Annotated in this window: 23 protein-coding genes; 8 read left to right on the top strand and 15 right to left on the bottom strand. The window is 62.3% G+C overall.

Annotation, left to right across the window (positions count from 1 at the left end):
* Window positions 1-267: 267 nt before the first annotated feature.
* Window positions 268-1,029, top strand: a complete 762-nt coding sequence (locus tag AB4Y81_RS17195; protein ID WP_018779321.1) for a DUF4191 domain-containing protein — start codon at window positions 268-270, stop codon at window positions 1,027-1,029.
* Between the two features lie 115 nt (window positions 1,030-1,144).
* On the opposite strand, the gene AB4Y81_RS17200 is transcribed toward AB4Y81_RS17195, so the two are convergent.
* Complete coding sequence (locus AB4Y81_RS17200) at window positions 1,145-1,582, bottom strand: RDD family protein (RefSeq protein ID WP_441996336.1); 438 nt, start codon at window positions 1,580-1,582, stop codon at window positions 1,145-1,147.
* A 313-nt stretch (window positions 1,583-1,895) separates the two neighbouring features.
* Here AB4Y81_RS17200 and glnA (AB4Y81_RS17205) point away from each other — a divergent pair, with 313 nt between their 5' ends.
* Window positions 1,896-3,320, top strand: coding sequence for a type I glutamate--ammonia ligase (glnA, locus tag AB4Y81_RS17205; RefSeq protein ID WP_018779319.1), 1,425 nt, complete (start codon window positions 1,896-1,898; stop codon window positions 3,318-3,320).
* A gap of 72 nt (window positions 3,321-3,392) precedes the next feature.
* On the opposite strand, the gene AB4Y81_RS17210 is transcribed toward glnA (AB4Y81_RS17205), so the two are convergent.
* Both AB4Y81_RS17210 and AB4Y81_RS17215 read right to left on the bottom strand, forming a co-directional pair.
* Window positions 3,393-3,746 (bottom strand): hypothetical protein, encoded by a 354-nt coding sequence (locus AB4Y81_RS17210; RefSeq protein ID WP_064723205.1) that lies wholly within the window; start codon window positions 3,744-3,746, stop codon window positions 3,393-3,395.
* Between the two features lie 105 nt (window positions 3,747-3,851).
* Window positions 3,852-4,421, bottom strand: a complete 570-nt coding sequence (locus tag AB4Y81_RS17215) for a GNAT family N-acetyltransferase (protein WP_441996337.1) — start codon at window positions 4,419-4,421, stop codon at window positions 3,852-3,854.
* A gap of 60 nt (window positions 4,422-4,481) precedes the next feature.
* Between AB4Y81_RS17215 and AB4Y81_RS17220 the strand changes: the two genes are divergently transcribed.
* Window positions 4,482-5,969, top strand: coding sequence for an arylsulfatase (locus AB4Y81_RS17220; RefSeq protein ID WP_441996338.1), 1,488 nt, complete (start codon window positions 4,482-4,484; stop codon window positions 5,967-5,969).
* 18 nt (window positions 5,970-5,987) lie between these two features.
* Here AB4Y81_RS17220 and AB4Y81_RS17225 read toward each other — a convergent pair whose 3' ends face one another.
* Both AB4Y81_RS17225 and glnA (AB4Y81_RS17230) read right to left on the bottom strand, forming a co-directional pair.
* A complete protein-coding gene (locus tag AB4Y81_RS17225) occupies window positions 5,988-8,999 on the bottom strand; it encodes a bifunctional [glutamine synthetase] adenylyltransferase/[glutamine synthetase]-adenylyl-L-tyrosine phosphorylase (RefSeq protein WP_441996339.1) in 3,012 nt (1,003 codons plus the stop codon).
* 9 nt (window positions 9,000-9,008) lie between these two features.
* Window positions 9,009-10,349, bottom strand: coding sequence for a type I glutamate--ammonia ligase (gene glnA / locus AB4Y81_RS17230; RefSeq protein WP_018779314.1), 1,341 nt, complete (start codon window positions 10,347-10,349; stop codon window positions 9,009-9,011).
* 190 nt (window positions 10,350-10,539) lie between these two features.
* On the opposite strand from glnA (AB4Y81_RS17230), the gene panB reads away from it, so the two are divergent.
* Window positions 10,540-11,445, top strand: a complete 906-nt coding sequence (gene panB, locus AB4Y81_RS17235; protein WP_441996340.1) for a 3-methyl-2-oxobutanoate hydroxymethyltransferase — start codon at window positions 10,540-10,542, stop codon at window positions 11,443-11,445.
* Window positions 11,446-11,456: 11 nt separating this feature from the next.
* On the opposite strand, the gene AB4Y81_RS17240 is transcribed toward panB, so the two are convergent.
* Window positions 11,457-11,621, bottom strand: coding sequence for an SPOR domain-containing protein (locus tag AB4Y81_RS17240; protein ID WP_011774435.1), 165 nt, complete (start codon window positions 11,619-11,621; stop codon window positions 11,457-11,459).
* A gap of 108 nt (window positions 11,622-11,729) precedes the next feature.
* Here AB4Y81_RS17240 and map point away from each other — a divergent pair, with 108 nt between their 5' ends.
* The 3 genes from map to AB4Y81_RS17255 all read left to right on the top strand — a co-directional run bounded on the left by map (window position 11,730) and on the right by AB4Y81_RS17255 (window position 14,259).
* A complete protein-coding gene (gene map, locus AB4Y81_RS17245; RefSeq protein ID WP_064723210.1) occupies window positions 11,730-12,608 on the top strand; it encodes a type I methionyl aminopeptidase in 879 nt (292 codons plus the stop codon).
* Between the two features lie 72 nt (window positions 12,609-12,680).
* Window positions 12,681-13,484 carry a polyphosphate--glucose phosphotransferase gene (gene ppgK, locus AB4Y81_RS17250; protein ID WP_441996357.1) on the top strand — a complete coding sequence of 268 codons (804 nt, stop codon included), beginning with the start codon at window positions 12,681-12,683 and terminating at the stop codon, window positions 13,482-13,484.
* 7 nt (window positions 13,485-13,491) lie between these two features.
* On the top strand, window positions 13,492-14,259 hold the full coding sequence (locus tag AB4Y81_RS17255) for an SDR family oxidoreductase (RefSeq protein WP_064723211.1): 768 nt from the start codon (window positions 13,492-13,494) through the stop codon (window positions 14,257-14,259).
* Window positions 14,260-14,319: 60 nt separating this feature from the next.
* Here AB4Y81_RS17255 and nrdR read toward each other — a convergent pair whose 3' ends face one another.
* The 3 genes from nrdR to AB4Y81_RS17270 form a co-directional block, all read right to left on the bottom strand.
* The gene (nrdR, locus tag AB4Y81_RS17260; RefSeq protein ID WP_026267383.1) at window positions 14,320-14,823 is read right to left on the bottom strand and encodes a transcriptional regulator NrdR; all 504 of its coding nucleotides are present in this window, start codon (window positions 14,821-14,823) and stop codon (window positions 14,320-14,322) included.
* A gap of 173 nt (window positions 14,824-14,996) precedes the next feature.
* Window positions 14,997-16,355 carry a histidinol dehydrogenase gene (gene hisD, locus AB4Y81_RS17265; protein ID WP_055977771.1) on the bottom strand — a complete coding sequence of 453 codons (1,359 nt, stop codon included), beginning with the start codon at window positions 16,353-16,355 and terminating at the stop codon, window positions 14,997-14,999.
* 4 nt (window positions 16,356-16,359) lie between these two features.
* Window positions 16,360-16,893 (bottom strand): hypothetical protein, encoded by a 534-nt coding sequence (locus tag AB4Y81_RS17270; RefSeq protein WP_018779307.1) that lies wholly within the window; start codon window positions 16,891-16,893, stop codon window positions 16,360-16,362.
* Between the two features lie 108 nt (window positions 16,894-17,001).
* On the opposite strand from AB4Y81_RS17270, the gene AB4Y81_RS17275 reads away from it, so the two are divergent.
* On the top strand, window positions 17,002-17,502 hold the full coding sequence (locus AB4Y81_RS17275; RefSeq protein ID WP_018779306.1) for a flavin reductase family protein: 501 nt from the start codon (window positions 17,002-17,004) through the stop codon (window positions 17,500-17,502).
* A gap of 18 nt (window positions 17,503-17,520) precedes the next feature.
* On the opposite strand, the gene dnaE is transcribed toward AB4Y81_RS17275, so the two are convergent.
* The 6 genes from dnaE to AB4Y81_RS17305 form a co-directional block, all read right to left on the bottom strand.
* Window positions 17,521-21,078, bottom strand: coding sequence for a DNA polymerase III subunit alpha (gene dnaE / locus AB4Y81_RS17280; protein ID WP_026267382.1), 3,558 nt, complete (start codon window positions 21,076-21,078; stop codon window positions 17,521-17,523).
* A 70-nt stretch (window positions 21,079-21,148) separates the two neighbouring features.
* Entirely contained in the window at window positions 21,149-22,075 is a 927-nt protein-coding gene (locus tag AB4Y81_RS17285) for an RluA family pseudouridine synthase (RefSeq protein WP_441996341.1), read from the bottom strand.
* Entirely contained in the window at window positions 22,068-22,667 is a 600-nt protein-coding gene (gene lspA, locus AB4Y81_RS17290; RefSeq protein ID WP_055977774.1) for a signal peptidase II, read from the bottom strand. The genes AB4Y81_RS17285 and lspA overlap by 8 nt, the downstream gene beginning before the upstream one ends.
* A 98-nt stretch (window positions 22,668-22,765) precedes the next feature.
* The gene (locus AB4Y81_RS17295) at window positions 22,766-23,455 is read right to left on the bottom strand and encodes a DivIVA domain-containing protein (RefSeq protein ID WP_363931300.1); all 690 of its coding nucleotides are present in this window, start codon (window positions 23,453-23,455) and stop codon (window positions 22,766-22,768) included.
* A gap of 155 nt (window positions 23,456-23,610) precedes the next feature.
* Window positions 23,611-23,898, bottom strand: coding sequence for a YggT family protein (locus AB4Y81_RS17300; protein WP_018779301.1), 288 nt, complete (start codon window positions 23,896-23,898; stop codon window positions 23,611-23,613).
* Between the two features lie 107 nt (window positions 23,899-24,005).
* Entirely contained in the window at window positions 24,006-24,542 is a 537-nt protein-coding gene (locus AB4Y81_RS17305; protein WP_441996342.1) for a cell division protein SepF, read from the bottom strand.
* Window positions 24,543-24,604 lie beyond the last annotated feature (62 nt).

Below are 24,604 nucleotides of genomic sequence, written 5' to 3' on the forward strand. Positions count from 1 at the left end.
GGTCCTCGTACCGGGCCGGCCGCTTGTGGGCCACCGCGATGCGGAACTTGTGGGCCACCGCGATGCGGAAGAAGGGCTGGGAAATCCCCGAAGCCCTGGCACACATCGAGTCCTCCGGCACCACCCGCCAGGAAGCCTCCACCATCCTCGCCGCCCACGGCTAGCCCCAAAACGGCACAGAAGTAACAGCAAGCAGTTCTGAAGGACCGGATGCCCCACGTAACGGCGTCCGGTCCTTCGACGTACATCACGTAGAATTAAGGCACTATGGCGAACTCCTCTGATTCCAGCAATTCGACCCCCTCGGCCGACGCACCCAAGCGTGGGCTGTTCCAGCGCAAGCCCAAGGAAGCCAAGGCCAAGAAGCCGAGCCAGCTGAAGCAGATCGCTGAAGTCTTCAAGATGACCCGGCGAAATGATCCCCAGGTTGTCTGGATCATGCTGCTGGCATTCCTCGCTGTGGTTGCCGTTGCCTTCCTTATCGGCTTCCTGTTGGAGAACTGGGTCACCGGCCTGATCATCGGTATTCCTTTGGGCCTTCTCGCAGCCGTCTTTATCCTTTCCCGCCGCGCGGAGAAAGCCGCCTTCGCGCAAATCGAGAACCAGCCCGGCGCCTCCGGTGCTGCATTGGGCACGCTTCGGCGCGGGTGGGTCACCCAGGATCAGCCGGTTGCTGTCAACCCCCGCACCCAGGATGCCGTCTTCATGGCGATCGGACGTCCCGGCGTCGTTCTCGTCAGCGAAGGACCCAGCCACCGCGTAAAGACGCTGGTGGATGCGGAGCGCAAGCGCCTTACGCGCATCCTCCCCAACGTCACCATCCACGTCCTGGAGTCAGGCCGCGGCGAGGGCCAGGTCCCCCTCAACAAACTTGCTAAGACCATGGGCAAGATGAAGAACGAACTGACCAAGGTTGAGGTCAACGCAGTTTCCAAGCGCATCAACTCCCTTGGCAACCGTCTCCCGATCCCCAAGGGCATCGACCCCTACAAAGCTCGTCCCGACCGCAAAGCCGCACGCGGCCGCTGATATTCCTGAACCAGGCACAAAACCGCCCCCGCCTCTGGGTAACAGAGGCGGGGGCGGTTTGTTTTTGTCGTTGGTCCGGGGACAACCGCGGTCTTCACCGCCCGGCCCCGCGGAATCACATGCGGATAAGGATGGTGTTCATGGCTTTGTCGTGAAGACCGCGTTGGTCGGGATCGAAAACAACGGCCGGTATGACCAGGCACAGCAGGAGGGTTCGCACTACGGCGGCCAGCGGGCCTGCAGGACCGCCGCCCAAGCGGACCACATGAATACCGGCAATCCTGTGTCCCACGCTGTATCCCAACGTGCCGATCAGCAGGATCTGTTCCACGGCAAAAATGGCCAGCGTTGCCCACTGATTTCCGCCGAAGGCAAAGTTGCTGATGACCAAGGCGATGGTCCAGTCGATCACGATGCCGAGGATCCGGCGCCCGGCACGCGCCATGGAGCCAGGACCGGACTCGGGCAGGYCGAGCCTTTCACCAGGATATTTGGAGATGCCGGAAGTGTCCGGACCGCTCAACCAGGAGCCAATGTCTTTTCGATCTACCACCCTCCAAGCCTACCGCTGGAGGATGGTTGGGCATGCCGGGCGGAGGCCCCGGGACAGAGTCCGAACCGGCCGGGTGTTCGACCAGCGGACCCACGTGGACCTGGCACCGGAAAGCAGACTACCGTTTACACAACAGATGATTCTGTAACCTGCCGGAAACAATACTGACACCCCCGGGAAATCCCACCTCCCTATGGTGGTATGAGTTGCCAGCCACCATGGCAAGGGGACCTTTTTGTGTTTCCTGCGTCCTGGTCTGGGCTGCACCACGCGGCCTTCCGGGCCTGTTACTTGATATGCATAAGGAGCATAGATGTTCAAGACTGCGGACGAAGTCCTCAAGTTCATCAAAGACGAAGACGTCAAATTCGTCGATATCCGCTTCACCGACCTTCCTGGTGTCCAGCAGCACTTCAATGTGCCTGCCAAGAGCGTTGACCTGGACTTCTTCGTCCACGGCCAGCTCTTCGACGGATCCTCCATCCGCGGCTTCCAGGGCATTGCCGAGTCGGACATGCAGCTCATCCCGGATGTGACCTCGGCCTTCATCGACACCTTCCGCATCGAGAAGACCCTTGCCCTGAACTTCTCCATCGTGAACCCCCGCACGGGCGACCCTTACCACCGCGACCCCCGTGGCGTGGCCGAGAAGGCAGAGGCCTACCTGGCTTCCACCGGCATCGCCGACACCGCATTCTTCGCGCCGGAAGCCGAGTTCTTCGTCTTCGACAACATCCAGTACGAGTCTTCCCCGCAGGGCAGCTTCTACAAGATCGACTCTGAAGAAGCACACTGGAACACGGGCCGCAAGGAAGAAGGCGGCAACCTCGGTTACAAGACCCCCGTCAAGGGCGGTTACTTCCCGGTGTCCCCCACCGACAAGCAGGCTGACCTCCGCGACGCCATGTGCGTTGAGCTGGACAAGGCCGGCCTCGAGGTCGAGCGTTCCCACCACGAAGTTGGTTCTGCCGGCCAGGCGGAGATCAACTACAAGTTCACCACCCTGACCGCAGCTGCTGATGACCTGCAGAAGTTCAAGTACGTCATCAAGAACACCGCTGACGCTTGGGGCAAGTCCGTGACGTTCATGCCGAAGCCCGTCTTCGGCGACAACGGCTCCGGCATGCACTGCCACCAGTCGCTGTGGAGCAACGGCGATCCCCTGTTTTACGACGAGAAGGGCTACGCCGGACTCTCCGACACCGCCCGCTGGTACATCGGCGGCCTGCTCAAGCACTCCTCGGCAGTTCTGGCGTTCACCAACCCGACCGTCAACTCCTACCGCCGCCTGGTCAAGGGCTTCGAGGCTCCCGTGAACATGGTTTACTCGCAGGGCAACCGCTCTGCCGGTATCCGCATCCCGATCACGGGCACCAACCCGAAGGCCAAGCGCATCGAGTTCCGCGCTCCGGACCCCTCGTCCAACCCGTACCTGGCGTTCGCCGCACAGCTGATGGCCGGAATCGACGGCATCCGCAACCGCATCGAACCCCCGGCTCCCATCGACAAGGACCTCTACGAGCTCCCGGCCGAAGAAGCCAAGGACATCCCCAAGGCTCCGGGTTCCCTGGAAGAAGCCCTGGAGGCCCTGCGCGAGGACAACGAGTTCCTGCAGGCCGGCGGCGTCTTCACCCAGGACCTCATCGATACTTGGATTGACTACAAGTACGAAAACGAGATCCGCCCGCTGTCGCTCCGCCCGAACCCCTACGAGTTCGAGCTCTACTACGGCGTCTAAGCCCCTGGGCACATACTGAGAAGGCCAGCCCCATCCGCGAGGATGGGGCTGGCCTTTTTCAATGCGCAGGGATTACTGCCCAGGCTTCCCCTGTTCACGGTCCCTGATGTTCCGGGTGATCTCATCCAGCTTCTCTTTCACGAAGCTTGCTGCCTCGGAAAGACCCTTTTCTGCGCTTCCCAAGGGGTCGAGCTGAAGATAGACCTTGTGGTCGATCGACAGGTCGTATTCATCCTTCAGATGCGTTCCGCCGCCGACTCCGTCGAGAGACAGATAGACGAGGGCCTCAGTCCGGGCGATGCCTGCGATGGTGCCGAAGACAACCGTGAAGTCATTTGGTTGAAAGCTAACCGATTGACCCACGTGGCGCCGGTCGAGTTCTCCGGCAGGAATTGCCCTTTCAGTGGGGCTTCCGTTGTATTCCATGGACGTTCCCTCCGATTCGAGATCAGTGACACGCCAAGTCTATAAGGTTGCTTAGTTTTGTGTGCAACGCGTGACTCCGGCCAGCCAACGGCGATGAATACCGCGTCACAGGAAGGACTTGAACATCGTCCTCTGCGGTCCGGAATTGCCGCCCGAATACCGCCCGGCGTCCACAAAGCCGGCCTTCTTGTAGGCGGCCAACCCTGCAGGGTTGCGCTCATTGACAGAAAGCACGACGCCGGACTGGCCGCCTCCCAGCCTCGCTGTTAGTTTGCGGGCTTCGGCCACGGCAGCGCGGGCAGCCCGGGTACCCAGACCACGCCCCTGGCTCCCGGCGTCGATAAGGAAACCCCTGAGCAGCCATGCCGAATCGTCATCTCCCCAGCCCGCCAGCGACGCCGCACCGGTCTGCAGCGTCAGCACCCCTACACCCACACCACCCGACTCAATGACAAAGGGCAGCCTGGACTCTTCCTCCAGAGCTATCAACATCATGCGCAACGGATCCCCCACAAACTCCCGCTGCCCGCCCCCAACGGACAGTTCAGCCACGGCGCCAAGCTGGATGGCACGGGCGTCGGCGTCAAGCATCTTCAGCGGAATCAACCACACATCGCCAACAGGATCTTGATCGCTTACGATTGAAAAGGCTTTTTCTGAGTCATATTCACGCATTAAGTGCTTTCCTCCCCTTAGGGTTGTCTCAACAGTTTCCTACGGCAAAGGAACCCTTCAATGAGCCAGCCCAACGTCATCCTGATCTGCGTTGACGAATGGAGGGGCGACTGCCTGTCCTCGGACGGTCACCCTTATGTGGAGACACCCCACCTCGACGAACTCGCCAGGAACGGCGTCCGATTCTCCAAAGGCTATTCTGCTACGCCGTCGTGTGTGCCGGCCCGCGCAGCACTGTTCACCGGACAGTCCCAGGAGAAGCACGGCCGGGTTGGCTACAACGATGGCGTTCCTTTCCATGCTGTCCACCCGGTGACGGTACAGGAGGAGTTCAGAAAGGGCGGGTACCACACGCAGGCCATAGGAAAGATGCACGTGTGGCCCGAACGCTCCAGGCTCGGTTTCGACGACGTCATCCTCCACGATGGCTACCTCCACCACGCCCGCCGGGAGCACCAACAGCATTTCGCGATGTTTGATGACTACGTGCCATGGCTCCGCAGGCAACCCGGCATGGGCCCCGACGCCGAGTACTTCGACCACGGCGTCAACTGCAATTCCATCGTCGCCCGCCCGTGGGACAAGGCTGAAAGCCTGCACCCGTCACACTGGATCGGCACGCAAGCCATTGAATGGATGCACCGCCGCGACCCCGTGAAGCCCTTTTTCCTGTATCTGTCCTTCCACCGCCCCCATCCGCCGTACGATCCGCCGTCGTGGGCTTTCGAACAGTACCTCGGCATTCCCGCCTACGAAGCCGTGGAGGGCAACTGGGAACACCACTGGGACGCCCACCGGCAGGACAGCGACTACCAAGCCAGCTACGGCACCATTCCCGACCACGTTGTACATAGAGCCAGAGCGGGGTACTACGGCCTGATGGCCCAGATTGATCTGCAGATCAACCGGATCAAAGAGTCGCTGGCGGACTTCGGTCTCGACCGGAATACCGTGATCGCTTTTACCAGTGACCACGGGGAGATGATGGGCGATCACCATATGTTCCGCAAGGCCGTGCCCTATGAGGGGTCGGCCCGGGTGCCGTTCATCATCGCCAATGCACCCACCGCGGAGCATGCCGTCCGCGGAGCCGTAGTGGACCACGTAGTGGAACTCAGGGACATCATGCCCACTCTGCTGGAACTCGCCGGACTCCCGATCCCCGATTCCGTGGACGGCAAGTCCCTGGCATCAATCATTCGTGGTGAAAACACTGATGCCGTTCGGGAGGTACTGCACGGCGAACACGTGTATTGGGGGCAAAACCTGCACTGGCTGACGGACGGCCGTTACAAGTACATATGGGGCTCGGGCGAAGGCACTGAGGAACTGTTCGACCTCGACGCCGATCCGCAGGAACGCAACAACCTCGCCGACGACGCAACCCATCAGGCGGAATTGACGATGTGGCGCCAACGCATGGTGGAGGCACTGACAGACCGCGAAGAAGGGTACGTCGTCGACGGCGAGCTGGTCACCGGAGTGCCGGTGGTGACGATGCTGGGGCATGCCCGGGAGCTGGCCGCCTCGGCCGCTGTCACGAGGTAACCCGTAATCCCTTTGGCCTTAGGTGGCGTAGAACATCTTCTCGAAAACCGCCCTGGCCCGACGACTCAGCCGGAGGTAGTCCTCCTCAAAATGCCCGGCGTTCCCGGGCGGGTAGCCGCACCAACGCGCAACAGCTTCAAGGTCCTTGCGCGAGGAAGGCAGGACATCTGAGGCACGCCCGGTCACGATCACATTGGCCGACCGGATGCGGCTGGCCAGACGCCAAGCATCCCGCAGCAGTGCCGCGTCGTCCCTGCCGATGAACCCCAACTCCTCAGCGGCAGCCAGGGCCTCAAGGGTGGAGCTGGTCCGCAAAGCGGGATGCTTCCCGGCATGCTGCAACTGAAGCAGCTGCACCAGCCACTCGACGTCGCTCAGACCACCACGGCCAAGCTTGACGTGCCTGGCGGGATCCGCGCCCCGGGGCAGCCGTTCAGACTCTACCCGCGCCTTGATCCGCCGGATCTCCCGAACATCCTGCTCCTGCAGTTCCTGCGGATACCGGATGGGATCGATCAGCTTAACGAAGTCTGCCGCCAACTCATCCGAACCAGCCATGGGACGGGCACGCAGCAGCGCCTGGGCTTCCCAGATCAAAGACCACCGGCGGTAATACTCCGCGTAGGAGTCCAAGGACCGCACCATCGCACCGTTCTTGCCTTCCGGCCGGAGGTCGGCGTCCACCATCAGCACCCGCTCGGCCATGATTGCCGGCTTGAGCGGCTGGGTGAGGAAGCCGGAGACCTTGGCGACGATCGCCGTCGCCTGTTCCTGCGCCTCGGCATCGCTGAAGCCAGGGCGGGCACGGTGCACATACATAACGTCCGCGTCCGAGCCGTAGCCGATCTCGCGGCCGCCCTGCCTACCCATGGCAACCACCAGTACATCGGTTTTCAAGGGGCCTGAGCCAGCCACTACGGCCTCGGCCACATGCAGGGCTCCCAGTACGGCAGCGCGGTCAGTCTCGGCCAAAGCCAAACCGACGGCGTCCTGGTCAAGGAGTCCGGCGCTGTCCGCAATGGCCGTCCTGAGGATCTCGCGTCGCCGGATCAACCGGATAAGCCTCATGGCACTCTCAGGGTCAGGATGCCGGGACAGCTTGGATTGGATTTCCTGCCATTGGGCTTCGAAACGAACGGGGGCCAATTCCTTGTCGCTGCCAAGCCACGCCACGGACTCCGGTGATACTTCCAGGAGGTCCGAAATCAAACGGGAATTGGCCAGGACCTGGCATAGGCGTTCGGCGGCAGCCTGCGAATCACGGAGCAGGCCCAGGTACCAGTGCGTGGTGCCAAGGGCTTCGCTGACCCGGCGGAACGCAAGCAGGCCGGCATCGGGGTCGACGCCCTCAGCAAGCCAACCCAGAAGGATCGGCAGCAGCTGCCGTTGCAAAGCAGCACGGCGGCTGACGCCCGCCGTCAAAGCTTCAATGTGCCGCAGAGCTCCCTGGGGATCCAGGTAGCCGAGAGCCGCCAGCCGGCCCTGGGCTGCCTCAGGACTGAGCTTTGCGTCTTCGCTGCTCAACTTCGCAGCAGTGTTGAGCAGCGGACGGTAGAAGATCCGTTCATGGAGTTCCCGCACGGACTTCTTGGTCTTTTGCCATGCAGCCATGAGCTGGTCCGGATGGGGGCGCTCAAGGGAAAACGGACCCAGGACAGCTTTGGCCAGGAACCGCTGGGCATCCTCAGCCACTGGCATCAGGTGGGTGCGCCGCAGCTGGAACAGCTGGATCCGATGCTCCAGCAAGCGGAGGTACCGGTAAGCGCTGTCGAAGGCAGCGGCATCGGCACGCCCGATGTAGCCACCCGCCGAAAGTGCGGCGATGGCCGATGTCGTGTCTTTGCAGCGGAGGGATTCATCGGACTTGCCGTGTACCAACTGCAGCAACTGGACGGTGAACTCGACATCCCGCAGTCCGCCACGTCCCAGCTTGATCTGCCGCTGCTCCTCGGATGCGGGGATGTAGTCGGTCACCCTGCGGCGCATCGCCTGCACGGACTCCACAAAGCCCTCACGGCCGGCAGAAGACCAGACCAACGGCTCCACGGCCTTTTCATAGCGCTGGCCAAGTTCCCGGTCGCCGGCGATGGTCCGCGCCTTGAGCAGCGCCTGGAACTCCCAGCTTTCGGCCCACCGTGCGTAGTAGCTCAGGTGGGAAGGAAGGGTGCGTACAAGAGGGCCCGATTTTCCTTCCGGGCGGAGATTCGCATCCACTTCCCAGAGGCCCGGTTCGGGAGCAAAGGAGGAAATTGCCCGGGAAATACCTGAGGCCAGGGCGGTCCCGATGGTGGACGCCCGGGCATCCTCCAGCTCTTCGGACTCGATGACATAGATGACATCAACGTCCGAAATGTAGTTCAGCTCGCGGGCTCCGCATTTGCCCATGCCGATGACGGCCAGTCCGACGTCGGCGATGTCGTCAGCGTCGTAATGGCCTGCCGCTTCAGCCCGGGATACGGCAAGGGCGGCTTCGATCGCGGCACCGGCGAGGTCGGCCAGTTCAGCTCCGGCTGCAGGCATGAAGTCCTGGGGCGAAGCTGCGCACAGGTCTTTGATGGCGAGCTCAGTCAGGCCGCGGCGGTACGCCGTCCGCAAGGCTGCATAGGCGGGCTGCCCGGTGATGCCTGCCACGGGCCTGTGGGCGCCGGGCTCAGCCTTGACGGAACGAAGCAGTGTGGCGCGGAGCTCGTCGCTGGAAGCCTGCAGTGGCTCCGGACTAACAGGAGCATCAAAGACGTCCAGGTGCTCAGGCCGGCGCATCAGGAACTCCCCCAGCGCCTCCGAGGCCCCCAGCAAACGGTACAGGGGCTCGCAGGTGTCCGGATCCGCCGCGGCCAGCTTCTTCAGGCCAGGATTCTTCTCAATGAGCCGAACCAGTGACTGCAGGGCTGTATCGGGACTGGCAGCCATGGAAAGGCCGGCAAACAGTGCGTCCTCGTCAATACCCTCAAGCTCGGGGGCAGCAAGGAAGCGCTCCCCCTTCTCAAGGTCGCTGAATCCGGCTGAGATGAGCCGTCGTGCAAGGCTCACTGGCCCTGCCTAAAGAATGCCGAGGTTGCGCTGCAGCTCATAGGGGGTGACCTGGAGCCTGTAATCCTGCCACTCTGCCCGCTTGTTGCGGAGAAAGTGCTCAAAAACCTGCTCGCCAAGGATTTCGGCCACCAGTTCGGATTCCTCCATGGCCCGGATGGCGTCGTGGAGGCTGGCCGGAAGAGGCGCGTGCCCCATCGCCTTGCGCTCCGCGGTGGTCAGTGACCATACGTCGTCCTCAGCGGCAGCGGGAAGCTCATAGCCCTCCTCGATGCCCTTCAGGCCCGCCCCGAGCAACACGGCGTAGGCCAGGTACGGGTTGGTGGCGGAGTCGATGCCACGGTATTCGATCCGCGCAGACTGTCCCTTGCCGGGCTTGTAGAGCGGAACGCGCACCAGCGCAGACCGGTTGTTGTGTCCCCAGCTCAGGTAGCTAGGTGCCTCGCCGCCGCCCCAAAGCCGCTTGTAGGAGTTCACGAACTGGTTGGTGACAGCCGTGAATTCCGGAGCGTGTTTGAGGATGCCGGCAATGAACTGGCGTGCGGTCTTGGAGAGCTGGAACTCCGCACCGGCTTCGAAGAAAGCGTTGGTGTCGCCCTCGAACAGCGAAAAGTGCGTGTGCATGCCGGAACCGGGGTGATCGGTGAACGGCTTGGGCATGAACGTGGCGTAGGTACCCTGCTGGAGCGCAACTTCCTTGATGACGGTACGGAACGTCATGATGTTGTCCGCGGTCTGAAGCGCATCGGCGTAGCGAAGGTCGATCTCGTTCTGCCCCGGGCCGCCCTCGTGGTGGCTGAACTCCACGGAGATGCCCACGGATTCGAGCATGGTGACCGCAGTACGGCGGAAGTCCTGTGCCACACCACCGGGAACGTGGTCGAAGTAGCCGCCCTCGTCCACAGGTACCGGCGAGCCATCCGGGCCCAAGTCCTTGGACTTGAGCAGGTAGAACTCGATCTCAGGGTGGGTGTAGCAGGTGAAGCCCATGTCCGCGGCCTTTGCCAAGGTCCGCTTGAGGACGTTGCGGGGGTCCGCGGCCGACGGTTCGCCGTCCGGAGTCAGGATGTCGCAGAACATCCTTGAGGTTTGTTCGGTCTCACCACGCCAGGGCAGGATCTGGAAGGTGGAGGGATCCGGCTGCGCGAGCATGTCGGATTCGAACACACGCGCCAGGCCTTCGATCGCTGAGCCATCAAAGCCAAGGCCTTCTTCAAAGGCACCCTCGACTTCGGCGGGCGCAAGCGCCACCGATTTAAGGGAACCCACGACGTCGGTGAACCACAAGCGTACGAAGCGCACGTCACGCTCTTCGATTGTCCGCAGAACGAACTCTTGCTGGCGGTCCATAGGGCCTCTTTTCCGATTCGTTGTCCATGCCGCTGGTTTCAAGGGACAGAAGCCACGGCAGCTCAGCCTTCACTCTACTAAGAGTTCCCCCCTAAAGCCGCAGCAGTAGCTGCGTGTAACACACCGTTTACAAAAGGTGACGCTGGGCACACTGCTGGCAGCCGCCGTCGGCACCGCTTAGGCTCTATCCATGGCCCCGAGCAACCTTCCTGAGTCCACCACGCCCGCCGAAGTTTCCGCCCCTTACGGAAGCGGTCCCGGAACCGGTGCGCAGGCGCCATCAGCGACCGGCAGGAAGCCGGCCGGCCGGATACGGATCCACCACCTCCAGCAGGCCAAGGACAACGGCGAACACTTCGCCATGCTGACCGCGTATGAGCAGTACGCGGCGGAGATCTTCGACCAAGCGGGAATCGAAGTGCTGCTTGTCGGCGATTCGGCTTCCAACAACGTCTTCGGCAACGAAACCAGCCTTCCCGTCACCGTGGATGAGCTTCTTCCCCTGACCCGGGCAGTGAGCCGCGCAGCCAAGCGGGCATTGGTCATTGCCGACCTGCCTTTCGGCAGTTATGAGGTCTCTCCCGGCCAGGCCGTGGCTACCGGCGTGCGCTTCCTGAAGGAAGGCCTTGCACACGCGGTCAAGATCGAGGGAACCGCGTACTACGCGGACACTGTCAAAGCGATGGTCCAGGCAGGCATCCCCGTCATGGCGCATATCGGCTTCACACCGCAAAGCGAACACTCCCTCGGCGGTTACCGCGTCCAGGGGCGTGGGGATGACGCGCAGCGGCTCGTGGACGACGCTGTGGCCCTCCAGGATGCCGGAGCGTTCAGCGTCCTGATGGAAATGGTCCCCGCGGAAACGGCCGCCATTGTGGACGCTGCGTTGCGCGTACCAACGGTGGGCATCGGAGCAGGCAAGAGCACCACGGGCCAGGTCCTCGTCTGGCAGGACATGGCGGGACTCCGGGGCGGCAGGATGGCCAAGTTCGTCAAGCAGTACGCAGACCTGCGCACAACCCTGACCGACGCAGCTGCCGCATTCGGCGAGGACGTCCGGTCCGGGCAGTTCCCCGGACCGGAACACTCCTTCTAGGCAGGCCTTGGCTAATCGTCGTCCTGGGCATCCCAGGCGTCATTGCGGGCTTTGACCTTCTCCAATGCGTGCTCGGCTTCTTCCCTGGTTTTGTAGGGGCCAATCAGCTGGGTCCAATCGGACATGGCGTCCTCTTCGATCTCGTGCGTCTTGACGTTGTACCAGTACTCCGTCACGTCTCCTCCTCATCGCCGGGGCCGTTGAACGCGTAACGTTGGCGCGGCCACAGGAGCCTTGCCGTCCATTGTTACTTACGTCTCTTGCGTGCCTTATATGATCAATCTATGCCTTCTCTTGCTTCGACTGCACCCATTGGCGCCCTCACCCCGGGAACCATCAGCCCTGAACGCCCCGTCCCCGCATCGATTCCCCGGCCGGAGTACGTCGGCAAGAAGGCGCCTGCGAAGTTCACGGGCTCCGAAGTGAAGTCGCCGGAGACGGTTGAGAAGATCCGCGTAGCAGGCAGGATTGCCGCCCAGGCGATAGTAGAAGTAGGAAAGCACATCCAGCCGGGTGTCACTACCGACCAGCTGGACAAGATCGGCCATGAGTTCCTCCTGGATCACAACGCCTACCCGTCCACCCTGGGCTACCGGGGCTTCCCCAAGTCCCTCTGCTCCTCCCTCAACGAGGTGATTTGCCACGGCATCCCGGATTCCACCGTGGTCCAGGACGGCGACATTCTTAACATCGACATCACCGCCTTTATTGACGGTGTGCATGGGGATACCAACTACACTTTCCTGGTTGGCGACGTGGATGAAGAGTCCCGTCTGCTGGTTGAGCGTACGCAGGAGTCGCTCAACCGGGCCATCAAGGCCGTGGCCCCCGGCCGCGAAATCAACGTAATCGGCCGTGCCATCCAGTCCTACGCCAAGCGCTTCGGTTATGGTGTGGTCCGGGACTTCACAGGCCACGGCGTGGGTGAGGCCTTCCACACGGGCCTCATCATTCCGCATTACGACGCAGCCCCGGCATACAACACCGTGATCGAGGCGGGCATGGTGTTCACCATCGAGCCCATGCTTACCCTCGGCACCATCGAATGGGATATGTGGGCAGATGACTGGACAGTCGTCACCCGCGACCACAAACGAACGGCCCAGTTCGAACACACGCTGCTGGTCACTGAGACCGGCGCGGAAATCCTTACCCTTCCCTGAGCTCACCGGAAGGTCCAAGCAGCCCGGCCGGCTGTGCCTTGCCCATCCCCTCCTGCCATGATCGGAAATGCATTGTCCAAGAAGGATGAGAAAACCCACAAGAACGCGCCGCTGATCGGTATCGACATCGGCGGTACCGGCATCAAAGGCGGCATCGTCGACCTCAAGAAGGGGAAGCTGATCGGCGACCGCTTCCGGGTCCCCACACCGCAGCCTGCTACTCCGGAAGCGGTGGCCGATGTCGTAGCCGAGATTGTCGCGGAGCTGTCCAAGCGTCCCGAGGCCCCGGCAGCGGACTCCCCGGTGGGCGTCACTTTTCCCGGCATCATCCAGCACGGCGTCGTCCACTCCGCAGCAAATGTGGACAAGTCCTGGCTCGAAACCGACATAGACAAGAATTTCACCGAGCGCCTCGGCCGTCCGGTTGAGGTCATCAACGACGCCGACGCAGCGGGCCTCGCGGAAGCACGCTACGGAGCCGGTGAAGGTGTCGATGGTACCGTCCTGGTGATCACCCTGGGAACGGGCATCGGGTCAGCATTCATCTTCAACGGCCAGCTGGTCCCCAACGCCGAGCTCGGCCACCTTGAGGTGGACGGACATGACGCCGAAACCAAAGCCTCCGCCGTGGCCCGCGAACGGGATGGCCTCAGCTGGGACGAGTACGGCGTGTTGCTCAACCGCTACCTCCAGCACGTGGAATTCCTGTTCTCCCCTGAGCTCTTCATCGTGGGCGGTGGCATCTCCAAGCGCTCGGACGAGTACTTCCCGCACCTGGACCTCCGTACCAGGATCGTGACTGCAAAGTTGAAGAACGACGCCGGCATCGTGGGCGCAGCCCTCGAAGTTGCCCTGCACCACAAACTCGCCAAGTAACCCTGACATGGCCGAGGCTACAGAAAGCCGCTCAGGCATCGCGATCGTCACCGGCGCAAGCCGCGGGATTGGTGCTGCCGTCGCCCAAGCAGCGGCCGTGGCGGGATACGGTGTCGTCGTCAATTACTCGTCTGACGCCGCGGGCGCGGATGCCGTGGTTAACAGCATCCGCGCCCGCGGCGGCGAGGCACACGCCGTCCGGGCAGACGTCAGCCAACCCGCCGACGTCGAGCGTTTGTTTGACGAAGCTGCGCGCCGCGGACCCGTGACTGCCGTTATCAACAACGCAGCCATCACGGGCGATCTGATCGGGCCGCTGGTGGACGTACCTGCCGGGACCGTGCAGCGGGTATGCGACGTTAACATCGCCGGCCTGATCTATATGTGCCAGGAAGCTGTCCGGAGGCTCTCGTTGGATTCCGGCGGACCCGGCGGTTCCATCATCAATATTTCGTCGACGGCCACCAAAGCCGGTTCTCCCGGAACCTGGGTCCACTACGCCGCAACCAAAGGCGCAGTGGACGTTCTGACCGTGGGCCTGGCTGCCGAGGTCGCCAAACAGGGAATCCGGGTTAACGCCGTAGCGCCCGGAAGCACGAACACCGGGTTGCATGCCGCAGCCGGAATGCCGGATCGTGTGGAGAGGCTCAATCCCACCATTCCCATGGGCCGCGGAGCCGAACCCGAGGAAATCGCGGCAGCGGTGACGTGGCTGATGTCCGATGACGCCGGGTACATCACGGGTGCAGTGCTGCCGGTCTCCGGCGGCCGCTGATACGGCCATGCCTTGGTGCCGGTGGCGGCTGCGGCTTCCCCTCCGCTGCCGCCACCGGAGCTAGAGTTGGCTCGCCTCGGAGCCCTTGGGTTGCTTGCTGCCCGCTTTTGCGTGAGCTTCATGCTCGTGTCGGAGCAGCGAAATAGCGGATTCGAAGTCTTCCAATGATTCGAAGGCCTGGTACACACTGGCGAAGCGGAGGTAGGCAACCTCGTCCAATTTGCGGAGCGGTCCAAGGATGGCGAGCCCGACCTCGTGGGCATCAATCTCCGCCGCGCCGGATGAGCGGATGTTTTCTTCAACTTCCTGGGCAAGCATGGCGAGGTCGTCCTCGGTCACCGGCCGCCCCTGGCAGGCCTTGCGGACGCCGCTGATGACCTTGATGCGGCTGAATGGCTCACCCACGCCGGAGCGTTTGATGACGGAGAGGCTGGTTGTCTCCACCGTGGTAAAGCGGCGGCCGCATTCCGGGCATTGCCGACGGCGGCGAATGGAAGAGCCGTCGTCCGCCATGCGGCTGTCGACAACACGGGAATCGGGATTCCGGCAGAACGGACAATACACGCTGGGCCTCCCCTGACAACTCCGGCACGGGCACCACCCGGCAAGCCGCCGGATGCGCAAAAGGTGCCGGAAGATTCACTTCCGGCACCAGTTTACGTAGGTACACACCGTAATGACAAGCTTGTAATTACTACATGTAGTGGTGGTGACCCTTATATGTAGTGGTTGACCTGCTATTCGAAGCGGATCCGCACCGCATCTCCGTGACCCGGCAGGTCCTCGGCACCGGACAGGCTCACGATGTGGCTGCTTACCTCCTCCAGGGCACCGCGGTCATAGTTGATGACCTGGACGGCCCGCAGGAAGGTGGTCACGTTCAGTCCGGAGGAGAACGCCGCCGTGCCGCTGGTGGGCAGGACGTGGTTGGATCCGGCGCAGTAGTCGCCGAGGCTGACAGGGCTGTAATCCCCCACGAAGATGGCCCCGGCGTTGTGGATGCGTCCGGCTACCGCTGCGGCATCCGCCGTCATGATTTCCAGGTGCTCCGCAGCGTAGGCGTTGCAGACTGCAATCCCCTGCTCAAGGTCATCCACGAGGACCACGCCGGACTGCGGGCCGGAGAGGGCCTCAAGAACACGGGCGCTGTGCTTGGTTGCCGCCGCCTGACGCGCCAGCTCACGCACGACGGCGTCAGCGAGTTCGGTCGAATCCGTCACCAGGACTGAGGCTGCTTTGGGATCGTGCTCTGCCTGGCTGATGAGGTCGGCCGCCACAAGCGGGGCTTGGGCAGTGGAGTCGGCGAGGATGGCGATCTCCGTAGTGCCGGCCTCCGAGTCAATACCCACCACGCCCTTGACCAGCCGCTTGGCCGTGGCCACGAAGATGTTGCCCGGGCCTGTCACGACGTCCACAGGTTCGATGGGCAGCTCGTCCCCCGACCCCGGAATCCCGTAGGCGAAGGACACAATGGCCTGCGCACCGCCGATGGCGTAGACCTCATCAATGCCCAAAAGCTTGGCGGCCGCGAGAATAGTGGGGTGCGGAAGTCCGCCAAAATCCTTCTGCGGCGGTGAGGCCAGGGCGATGGATTCGACGCCGGCGGCCACCGCAGGAACGACGTTCATGATGACGGAGGACGCCAACGGAGCGAGTCCCCCGGGAACGTACAGCCCCACCCGGCCCACCGGAATCCAGTTCTGGCTGACGACTGCACCGTCCCCCAGCGAAACGTCCACGTTGCGGGGTCGCTGCCTGTCGGCAAACTGCCGAGCCCTGCTGATTGACTCTTCAAGGGCGGCCCGGACGTTGGGATCAAGCCCGGCGAGAGCCTGGGTCAGGGCCTCCGCGGAAACCCTTGGATGCGACTGCTCAACGCCGTCGAACGTGCGTGCCAGCTCGGCCAAGGCACTGAACCCGCGGCTGCGAACGGCGGCAATGATGTCCTGGACCTTCTGTTCCGCATCCGCCATGGTCTGATGGCGCGCCCTGGGAACAGCTCCGCGGAGTTCCGCCAGGGAGAGGCGACGACCCCGGAAGTCAATGCTCCGGAAGTTAAGGGCGGCTGGGGCGGAAGTATCGGAGGAAGTGGTCACCCCGCTATTTTACGGGCTTCTTGGAGAGAACCCCGAATAAAGACAGGACGAAGGTGACAAACGCCGTCGCACCGGTCCACAGCAGGAGGACAGCATAGGACCGGAGCGTGAACCCATAACCAGGGCCGAGGGCCGGGTTGGCTGGAGGACCCCATAGCTGGGCGGCCAGCAAGCCGGTCAGCCATGCGAGGAGTGCACCCGCCGCACCCCCGAGTAGCGCCAACACCAAACGCCGGGAGGCGCTGGCACCCTCGAGCTTGCCATCGAGCATGAGCCCGGCAGCGCATCCCGATACCAGCATCAAGGCCGCCAGGATCAGGTCACGCGGGAGCCACGACTCAGGGTTGTCAGGATTCGACAGCTCGGGATTGCCGGAGACGAGGTTGAGGCCGCCCGGAGCCAGCAACCACCAGAGCAGCCCCACAACGATTCCGGAAGCGGCCGGGACAACCAGCCAAAGGAAGTCCCGCGCCGGGCGGGAAGCGGTGGCCGGAGCCGGTTCGGAAGCAGCTTGGAGGTTCACACTGGGCTCGGTCATGCACTCACATTAACAAAGGTTCACGCTGGCTCCGCAAAATAGGGGAACCGCTGCGTGGGAGGAATACTCTGGGAGGAGAGCATAGGCCCACCCCAGGAGAACACCACCGTGGCAAGCGAACCATCCGGCTTCGAACAGACTTTCAGGGAGATGTTCCGCAGGCACGCCGCCGGAGTCGCCATCATTACGGCCAACCTCAACGGCAAACCCTTTGGTTTCACCGCAACATCCGTGGCATCGCTGTCCGCCGAGCCGCCCCGTTTCACCTTCAACATGGCCAGGAGCTCCAGTTCCTGGCCCGCTGTCGCGAACGCGGAATATATCGGTGTCCATATGCTGGGGCTGGAGAACCAGGCGTTGGCCGACAGGTTCGCACGGACCCGCGACAGGTTCGACGGCGACCACTGGGAACCCGGCCCCCACGACGTTCCCATCCTCAAGGACGTCAGCGGCTGGCTGGTCGGCAAGATCCAGATGCGCTTGTCTTTTGAGAACAACGCAGTGGTTGTGGTCGAGGTCGTCGACGGCCAAGTGGGCGGGGAAGGGACCCCGCTGCTGTACCACGGCGGCGCTTACAGCAAGCCTGCGCCGCTCGACTACGAGATCTGACTACCGCGGGCCCAGCTGTCAGTTGTCCAGACAGGCCGGACCGAGCAGGACCTTGAGGTCTCCAAAGAGCGACGGACTGGGATTCACCCGAAGATGCACTGGCAATCCCATGACCTCCACCTTGGTATCACCCATCAGCTTCAACCGGACCTCCGAGTTCCCGCGGTGGGTGCGAAGGACGTCCCGCAGATCCGTTACCACTGCCTCCGTGGCCTTGAACGTGGGAATGGTGATCACGACGGGACCGTTGACGCTTTCGCTCAGGTCCGGCACCGATAGTTCCATGCAGTTCAATGTCACAGCGCCGTCATCCCGGCGCTGCAGGCGCCCCTTGACCACAACGATCAGGTCTTCGGCCAGCACAGAAGCAATGGGGCCGTAGACCTGGCCGAAGAACATGACCTCCATTGATGCACCGAGGTCCTCGATCTCCGCCCTGGCATAGGCATTGCCGCTGGCCTTGGCGATCCTGCGGCTCAGGGAGGTGATCATGCCTGCAATGGTGACAATGGCGCCGTCGTGTGGTCCGTCCTCGGCGATGATCGACGCAATGGTCTGCTCGGCGTGCTGGCTCAGGACACCCTCCAGCCCCTGCAGGGGGTGGTCTGAAACGTACAGTCCCAACATGTCGCGCTCGAAGGAGAGTTTGTCCTTCTTTTCCCATTCAGGGAGATCGGGAATTTCCGTGGTCAGCGAAGCTTCCGGTTCCTGGTCTTCGAACCCGGCGAAGAGGTCGAACTGGCCAATGGCCTCGTTTCGCTTGAGCGTGATCACCGAATCAATGGCTTCTTCGTGGATCATCGCCAGCGCCCTGCGATGGTGGCCGAGGGAATCGAAGGCGCCCGCCTTGATCAGCGATTCAATGGTGCGCTTGTTGCACACCACCGCCGGGACCTTGAGGAGGAAGTCCTTGAAGGACGTGTAGTTTCCCTCCGTTGCCCGGGTGGACACCATCGCGTCCACCACGTTGACACCAACGTTGCGGATGGCTCCCATGCCGAAACGGATGTCCTGGCCCACCGGAGTGAAGTTCAGCGACGATTCGTTGACGTCCGGCGGAAGCACCGTGATGCCCATGCGCCGGCACTCATTGAGGTAGATCGCGGACTTGTCCTTGTCATCACCCACCGAGGTCAGCAGTGCGGCCATGTACTCCGGTGCATAGTGCGCCTTCAAGTAGGCAGTCCAGTACGAAATAACCCCGTACGCGGCCGAGTGCGCCTTGTTGAAGGCGTAGTCGGAGAACGGAAGCAGGATGTCCCAGAGGGTTTTGACCGCGGCCATGGAGTAGCCGTTGTCCTGCATGCCTTGGGAGAACCCGGCGAACTGCTTGTCCAGTTCGGATTTCTTCTTCTTGCCCATCGCGCGGCGAAGGATATCTGCCTGGCCAAGCGAGTAACCGGCCAGTTTCTGGGCGACGGCCATGACTTGCTCTTGGTAGACGATCAGGCCGAAGGTGCCACCAAGGATCTCCTTGAGCGGCTCTTCCAGCTCCGGATGGATGGGAATGACTTCCTGGATGCCGTTCTTGCGCAAGGCATAGTCCGTGTGGGCGTTGGCGCCCATGGGACCCGGCCGGTACAGGGCCAGGACGGCGGAGATGTCTTCGAAGTTGTCAGGCTTCATGAGCTTGAGCAGCGACCGCATGGGTCCGCCGTCTAGCTGGAACACGCCCAGGGTGTCGCCGCGGGCCAGAAGCTCATACGACGCGGCGTCGTCCAGCGCAAGGTTTTCGAGATCCAGGTCCACGCCACGGTTCATCTTGATGTTTTCCAGGGCGTCCGAAATGATCGTGAGGTTTCGGAGGCCCAGGAAGTCCATCTTGATCAGGCCGAGGCCTTCAGAGGTGGGGTAGTCGAACTGGGTGATGACCTGGCCGTCCTGGAACCGCCGCATGATCGGAATAACGTCGATGATGGGGTCCGAGGACATGATGACGCCGGCGGCGTGTACACCCCATTGGCGCTTCAGGCCCTCGATGCCCAGCGCCGTCTCGAAGACCTTGGCTGCCTCCGGGTCGGTGGCAATGAGCTGCCGGAAGTCCCCGGCCTCGCTGTAGCGCTTGGACTCCGGATTCTGGATGTCCGCGAGGGGAATGTCCTTGGCCATGACGGCCGGCGGCAGGGCCTTGGTCAGCTGCTCGCCCATGCTGAACGGATAGCCCAGCACGCGGGAGGAGTCCTTGAGCGCCTGCTTGGTCTTGATGGTTCCGTACGTCACGATCATCGCCACGCGCTCGTCGCCGTACTTCTTGGTGACGTAGTCGATCACTTCCGAACGGCGACGATCATCGAAGTCGACGTCGAAGTCAGGCATGGAAACGCGGTCCGGGTTGAGGAAGCGTTCGAAGATCAGACCGTGCTGGAGGGGGTCGAGGTCGGTGATGCGCATGGCGTAGGCAACCATGGAACCGGCACCGGAACCACGTCCGGGACCCACCCGGATGCCGTTGTTCTTGGCCCAGTTGATGAAGTCGGCCACCACGAGGAAGTACCCGGGGAAACCCATGGAGGTGATGACGCCAAGCTCGTAATCGGCTTGTTTGCGGACCTTGTCGGGGATGCCCTGGGGGTAGCGGTACTTCAGGCCGGCGTCGACTTCCTTCACCAGCCACGAGGTCTCGTCTTCGCCTGGCGGGCAGGGGAAGCGGGGCATGTAGTTGGCACCGGTATTGAAGGAAACTTCGCAGCGCTCGGCGATCAGGAGCGTGTTGTCGCAGGCTTCCGGATGGTCACGGAACAGCTCCCGCATTTCCTGCGGTGATTTCAGGTAGTAGCCACTGCCGGAGAAGGCGAAGCGGGACCCGCCGTTGTCGTAGGTTGGCTCGAGCAGAGTGGAACCGGACTGGATGGCCAACAGGGCTTCGTGCGCCTTGGCATCGTGTTCGTGTGTGTAGTGGAGATCGTTGGTGGCCACCAACGGCAGGTTGAGCTCCTTGGCCAGGCGGAGCAGGTCGCCGGTGACGCGCCGCTCAATGTCCAGACCGTGGTCCATCAACTCGCAGAAGTAGTTTTCCGCGCCGAAGATGTCGCGGAACTCGGCTGCGGCTTCCACGGCCTCGCGGTAGAGTCCCAGGCGGAGCTTAGTTTGGACTTCTCCGGAGGGGCAGCCCGTGGTGGCAATGAGGCCTTCGGAATAGGTGTTGAGTAGTTCACGGTCCAGGCGCGGCCACTTACCGAAAACAGAATCCAACGACGCAATCGACGAGGCCCGGAACAGGTTCCGCATGCCCACGTTGTTGTAGCTCAGCAGGGTCATGTGGGTGTAGGAGCCACCGCCGGAAACGTCGTCTTTACGCTGGCTCTCATCGCCCCAACGGACCCGCTCTTTGTCACCGCGGGCCGTTCCCGGGGTCACATAGGCTTCGACGCCGATGATCGGCTTGATGCCTTTATCCGTCGCCTTGCGCCAGAAGTCGAAGGCGCCAAACAAATAGCCATGGTCTGTGGTTGCGAGGGCCGGCATGCCCAGGCGCTCAGTTTCGTCGAACAACTCCCCCAGCCGTGCCGCTCCATCCAGCATGGAGTATTCGGTGTGGGTGTGAAGGTGGACGAACGAATCATTGCTGGAAGTCACCACGACAGTCTACCGTCCCGGGTCGGGGAGGAAACGGACCGCAACGGCACCGGACTTCAGGTCAATGGAATCAGGCCGAACCTGTTTCCAACAGATCCAAGGCGTACTGGAGGTCCGCCGGATAATCGCTGGCAACTTCCACCCATTCGCCGGTGCGGGGGTGCGTGAAGCCGAGCTGGCGGGCGTGCAGCCACTGCCTGGTCAGCCCCAGCGTTGCCGCAAGACGGGGATCGGCACCATAGGTGAGATCTCCGGCACACGGGTGGCGCAGCGCCGAGAAGTGGACACGGATCTGGTGCGTCCGTCCGGTCTCCAGATGGACTTCCACCAGGGTCGCCTTGCCGAAGGCTTCCAGGACCTCGTAGTGGGTAACGGACGGACGACCGTCCTCGATGACGGCGAAGCGCCAGTCGTGGCCCGGGTGCCGGCCGATCGGTGCATCAATGGTTCCGACCAAGGGATCGGGCAGCCCTTGGACAACGGCGTGGTAAACCTTGTCCACGGTGCGCTCCTTGAAAGCCCGCTTGAGCACCTTGTACGCATGCTCGGTCTTGGCTACGACCATGACACCGGACGTGCCAACGTCGAGCCTGTGGACGATGCCGGCGCGCTCCGGCGCTCCGGACGTGGAAATCCTGTACCCCGCCCCGGCGAGACCGCCAACCACTGTGGGTCCAACCCACCCGGGAGACGGATGCGCCGCAACTCCCACAGGCTTGTCGATGACAACGAAGTCTTCGTCATCCAGCAGGATTTTCAGGCCTTCCACAACTTCCTCCACCACTTCAAGGGGGTCACGCCGGTCGGGAACCGTGACGTCCAGCACCGCACCGGCCACAAGCTTTGCCGACTTCCCCAAGGGCGCACCGGCGCTCGTAACGTTCCCTTCGGCGATCAACAGGGCCGCGGCCGAGCGGGATATGTCCAGCAGCTGGGCCAGTCCGGCATCCGCGCGGACGCCGGCCAGATGGTCAGGTACAACCACAGCGTCACTCACCGGCGGGGCCTCCGCCGGCCGGCTTGGCGTCCTTGGAAGACTTCGCGGCGGCGACATGGCGCTTGCCGTCCATGCCAATACCCCGCAAGGTCAGCAAACAGATGATGACGACGCCGGACACCACCGCGGAGTCAGCGATGTTGAAGATGGCGAAATTCGGCAGCTGGATGAAATCGACCACGTGACCCATGGCGAACGAAGGCTCCCGGAACAAGCGGTCCGTCAGGTTGCCCAGTGCTCCTCCCAGGAGAAGGCCCAAGGAGAGCGCCCACCATGCAGAGCCCAGGCGACGAAGCTGGAACAGGATGGCCACCGATACCGCCGCCATAATGATCGTGAAAATCCACGTCACATTCTCGCCAATGGAGAACGCGGCCCCGGAGTTCCTGATGAAGTACCAGTGCAGCAACGGAGGCAGGACCGGAATGCGCTCCCCCTCGGTCATGGTGCTCGTAACCCAGAGCTTGGTGAGCTGGTCAAACGCGTAAGCGAACGCAGCGAAGCCGGCAAAAAGCCACAGCATGGCCGGACGCCACTTACGTTGCACGGTGGGTGCCGGCTGTGAGGCGTCGTCAGTTAGGTCGTCGGTCATAGTGCTTTCATTCGGGAGGCGTGGCGGTCTGTTATTGGTCTTTAACAGCAAAGGCCGGTGGCCGAGGAGTCCTCAGCCACCGGCTTTTAGAATACTTGCTAAACGTCTGCGGTTGCTTCGCCGACCTCGGGGGCAGCAACGGAACCACGGGCATCGAGATCGCGCAGCTGGCCTTCGATGTAAGCCTTCAGGCGTGAACGGTAGTCACGCTCGAAGCCACGGAGCTGCTCAACCTTGCGCTCCAGGACGGAACGCTGCTGCTCGAGTGCACCAAGGATCTTGCGGGACTTTTCCTGGGCATCGTTCACGAGGCTGGAAGCCTCGATCTGAGCCTCGGCAATGATCTTTTCCTTCTGCTGCGCACCGTCGGAGACGTGCTTGTCGTGCATCTGCTGCGCCATGGCGAGCAGGCCTGCAGCGGATTCAGCGGAGGGGGTAAGGCTGTTGCTGGCGGCCGGGGCCTTGGCAGCGGCTGCAGCCTGCTCAGCTTCCTTCTTCTTGGCAGCTTCGGCGGCCTTCGCTTCAGCCTCGGCCTTCGCCTCGGCTTCCTTGTCGACCTTGACGGGAGCCGGAACCTTCTCGACGACCGGAGCCGCAGCAGTTGCAGCGGGCACAGCCGAACCAGCCTCGCCGAGCTTCTTGCGGAGCTCGTCATTTTCCTGGTTCAAGCGGCGCAGTTCCACCACGATCTCGTCCAGGAAGTCATCGACCTCGTCCTGGTCGTAGCCTTCGCGGAACTTGGTCGGCTGAAAGCGCTTGTTGACAACGTCTTCTGGCGTCAAAGCCATCTGGTCACCTCGTTGGTCTAGTTAGTCAGTAGGCCTTCCGGCCGTTCAAAACTACGGTACCTAAATAACATCTTGTTCCTCCAATTCAACACCATCGTGTTGATTTGGAGAATTTGCGGCCTGTGAACCATCGGTGGTCCAGGTTCCGCGGGCAATCAGGCCAGGCTGAAGGTCACTGCCATGGCGATGCTCACGGCAATGATCAGGATCAGGAAGCCCAAATCCAGGGATATTCCACCAAGCTGCAATGGCGGTATCAGTCGACGAAGCCTTCCCAGGGGAGGATCCGTGACGGAGTAGACCACATGTGCTGTAACCAATGCCACACCCCTGGGGCGCCACTGGCGCGCAAACATCTGCACCCATTCAAAGACGAGGCGGATGATCAGGGTGATGAAGAACAGAAACAACACAATATGGATAAGGCCGAAAACAATGCCCACGAGTTAGCTCAGATCTCCCACTTGTTCCGGAATGCGGATCGGTCCCTACTATTGCAACACAGATGCCAGGCAGGTTGACCCGCCTGGCATCCGCGAAAAGACTGTTGTCAGCTCTGGTTGAAGAAGCTGGCCTGCGTTTCGYTGGCCTTCTTGTCATCTCCGATGACTTCAACGTACGACGGCGACAACAGGAAGACCTTGTTGGTAACCCGCTCGATACTGCCGTGCAGGCCGAAGACCAGGCCGGCGGAGAAGTCCACCAGGCGCTTGGCGTCCGCTTCACCCATGTCGGTGACGTTCATGATGACCGGAATGCCATCCCTGAAACTTTCACCGATGACCTTGGCATCGTTGTAGGAGCGGGGGTGAACGGTGGTGATCTGCCTCAAGCCAGAGGCATCTTCGCGGCTGGACGCCGCACGCTTAATTGGTGTCACGGGTGCGCGGTATTCCTCTTCGACCTCAACAGGGGGCATTTCACGGACAACTTCCCGGACGGGAGCGGGCGCGCGTCGCTCTTCCCGATCCTGTGTCTGGGGGCGTTCTTCGTCGTGGTGCGCGGCGACGGACTGCTCAGATTCGTAGTGTTCATCGCCGTCGGCGAGCCCAAGATAGATCATTGTCTTGCGCAGAGCGCCAGCCATGGTGCACTCCTATCATTTCTGCAGTAGGCGGGCCGCCATGACTTGACATATTGGAACCCCGG

Origin of the sequence: Paenarthrobacter sp. TAF1, assembly GCF_052113825.1 — a bacterium.
GTDB classification, from domain to species: Bacteria; Actinomycetota; Actinomycetes; order Actinomycetales; family Micrococcaceae; genus Arthrobacter; species Arthrobacter nicotinovorans.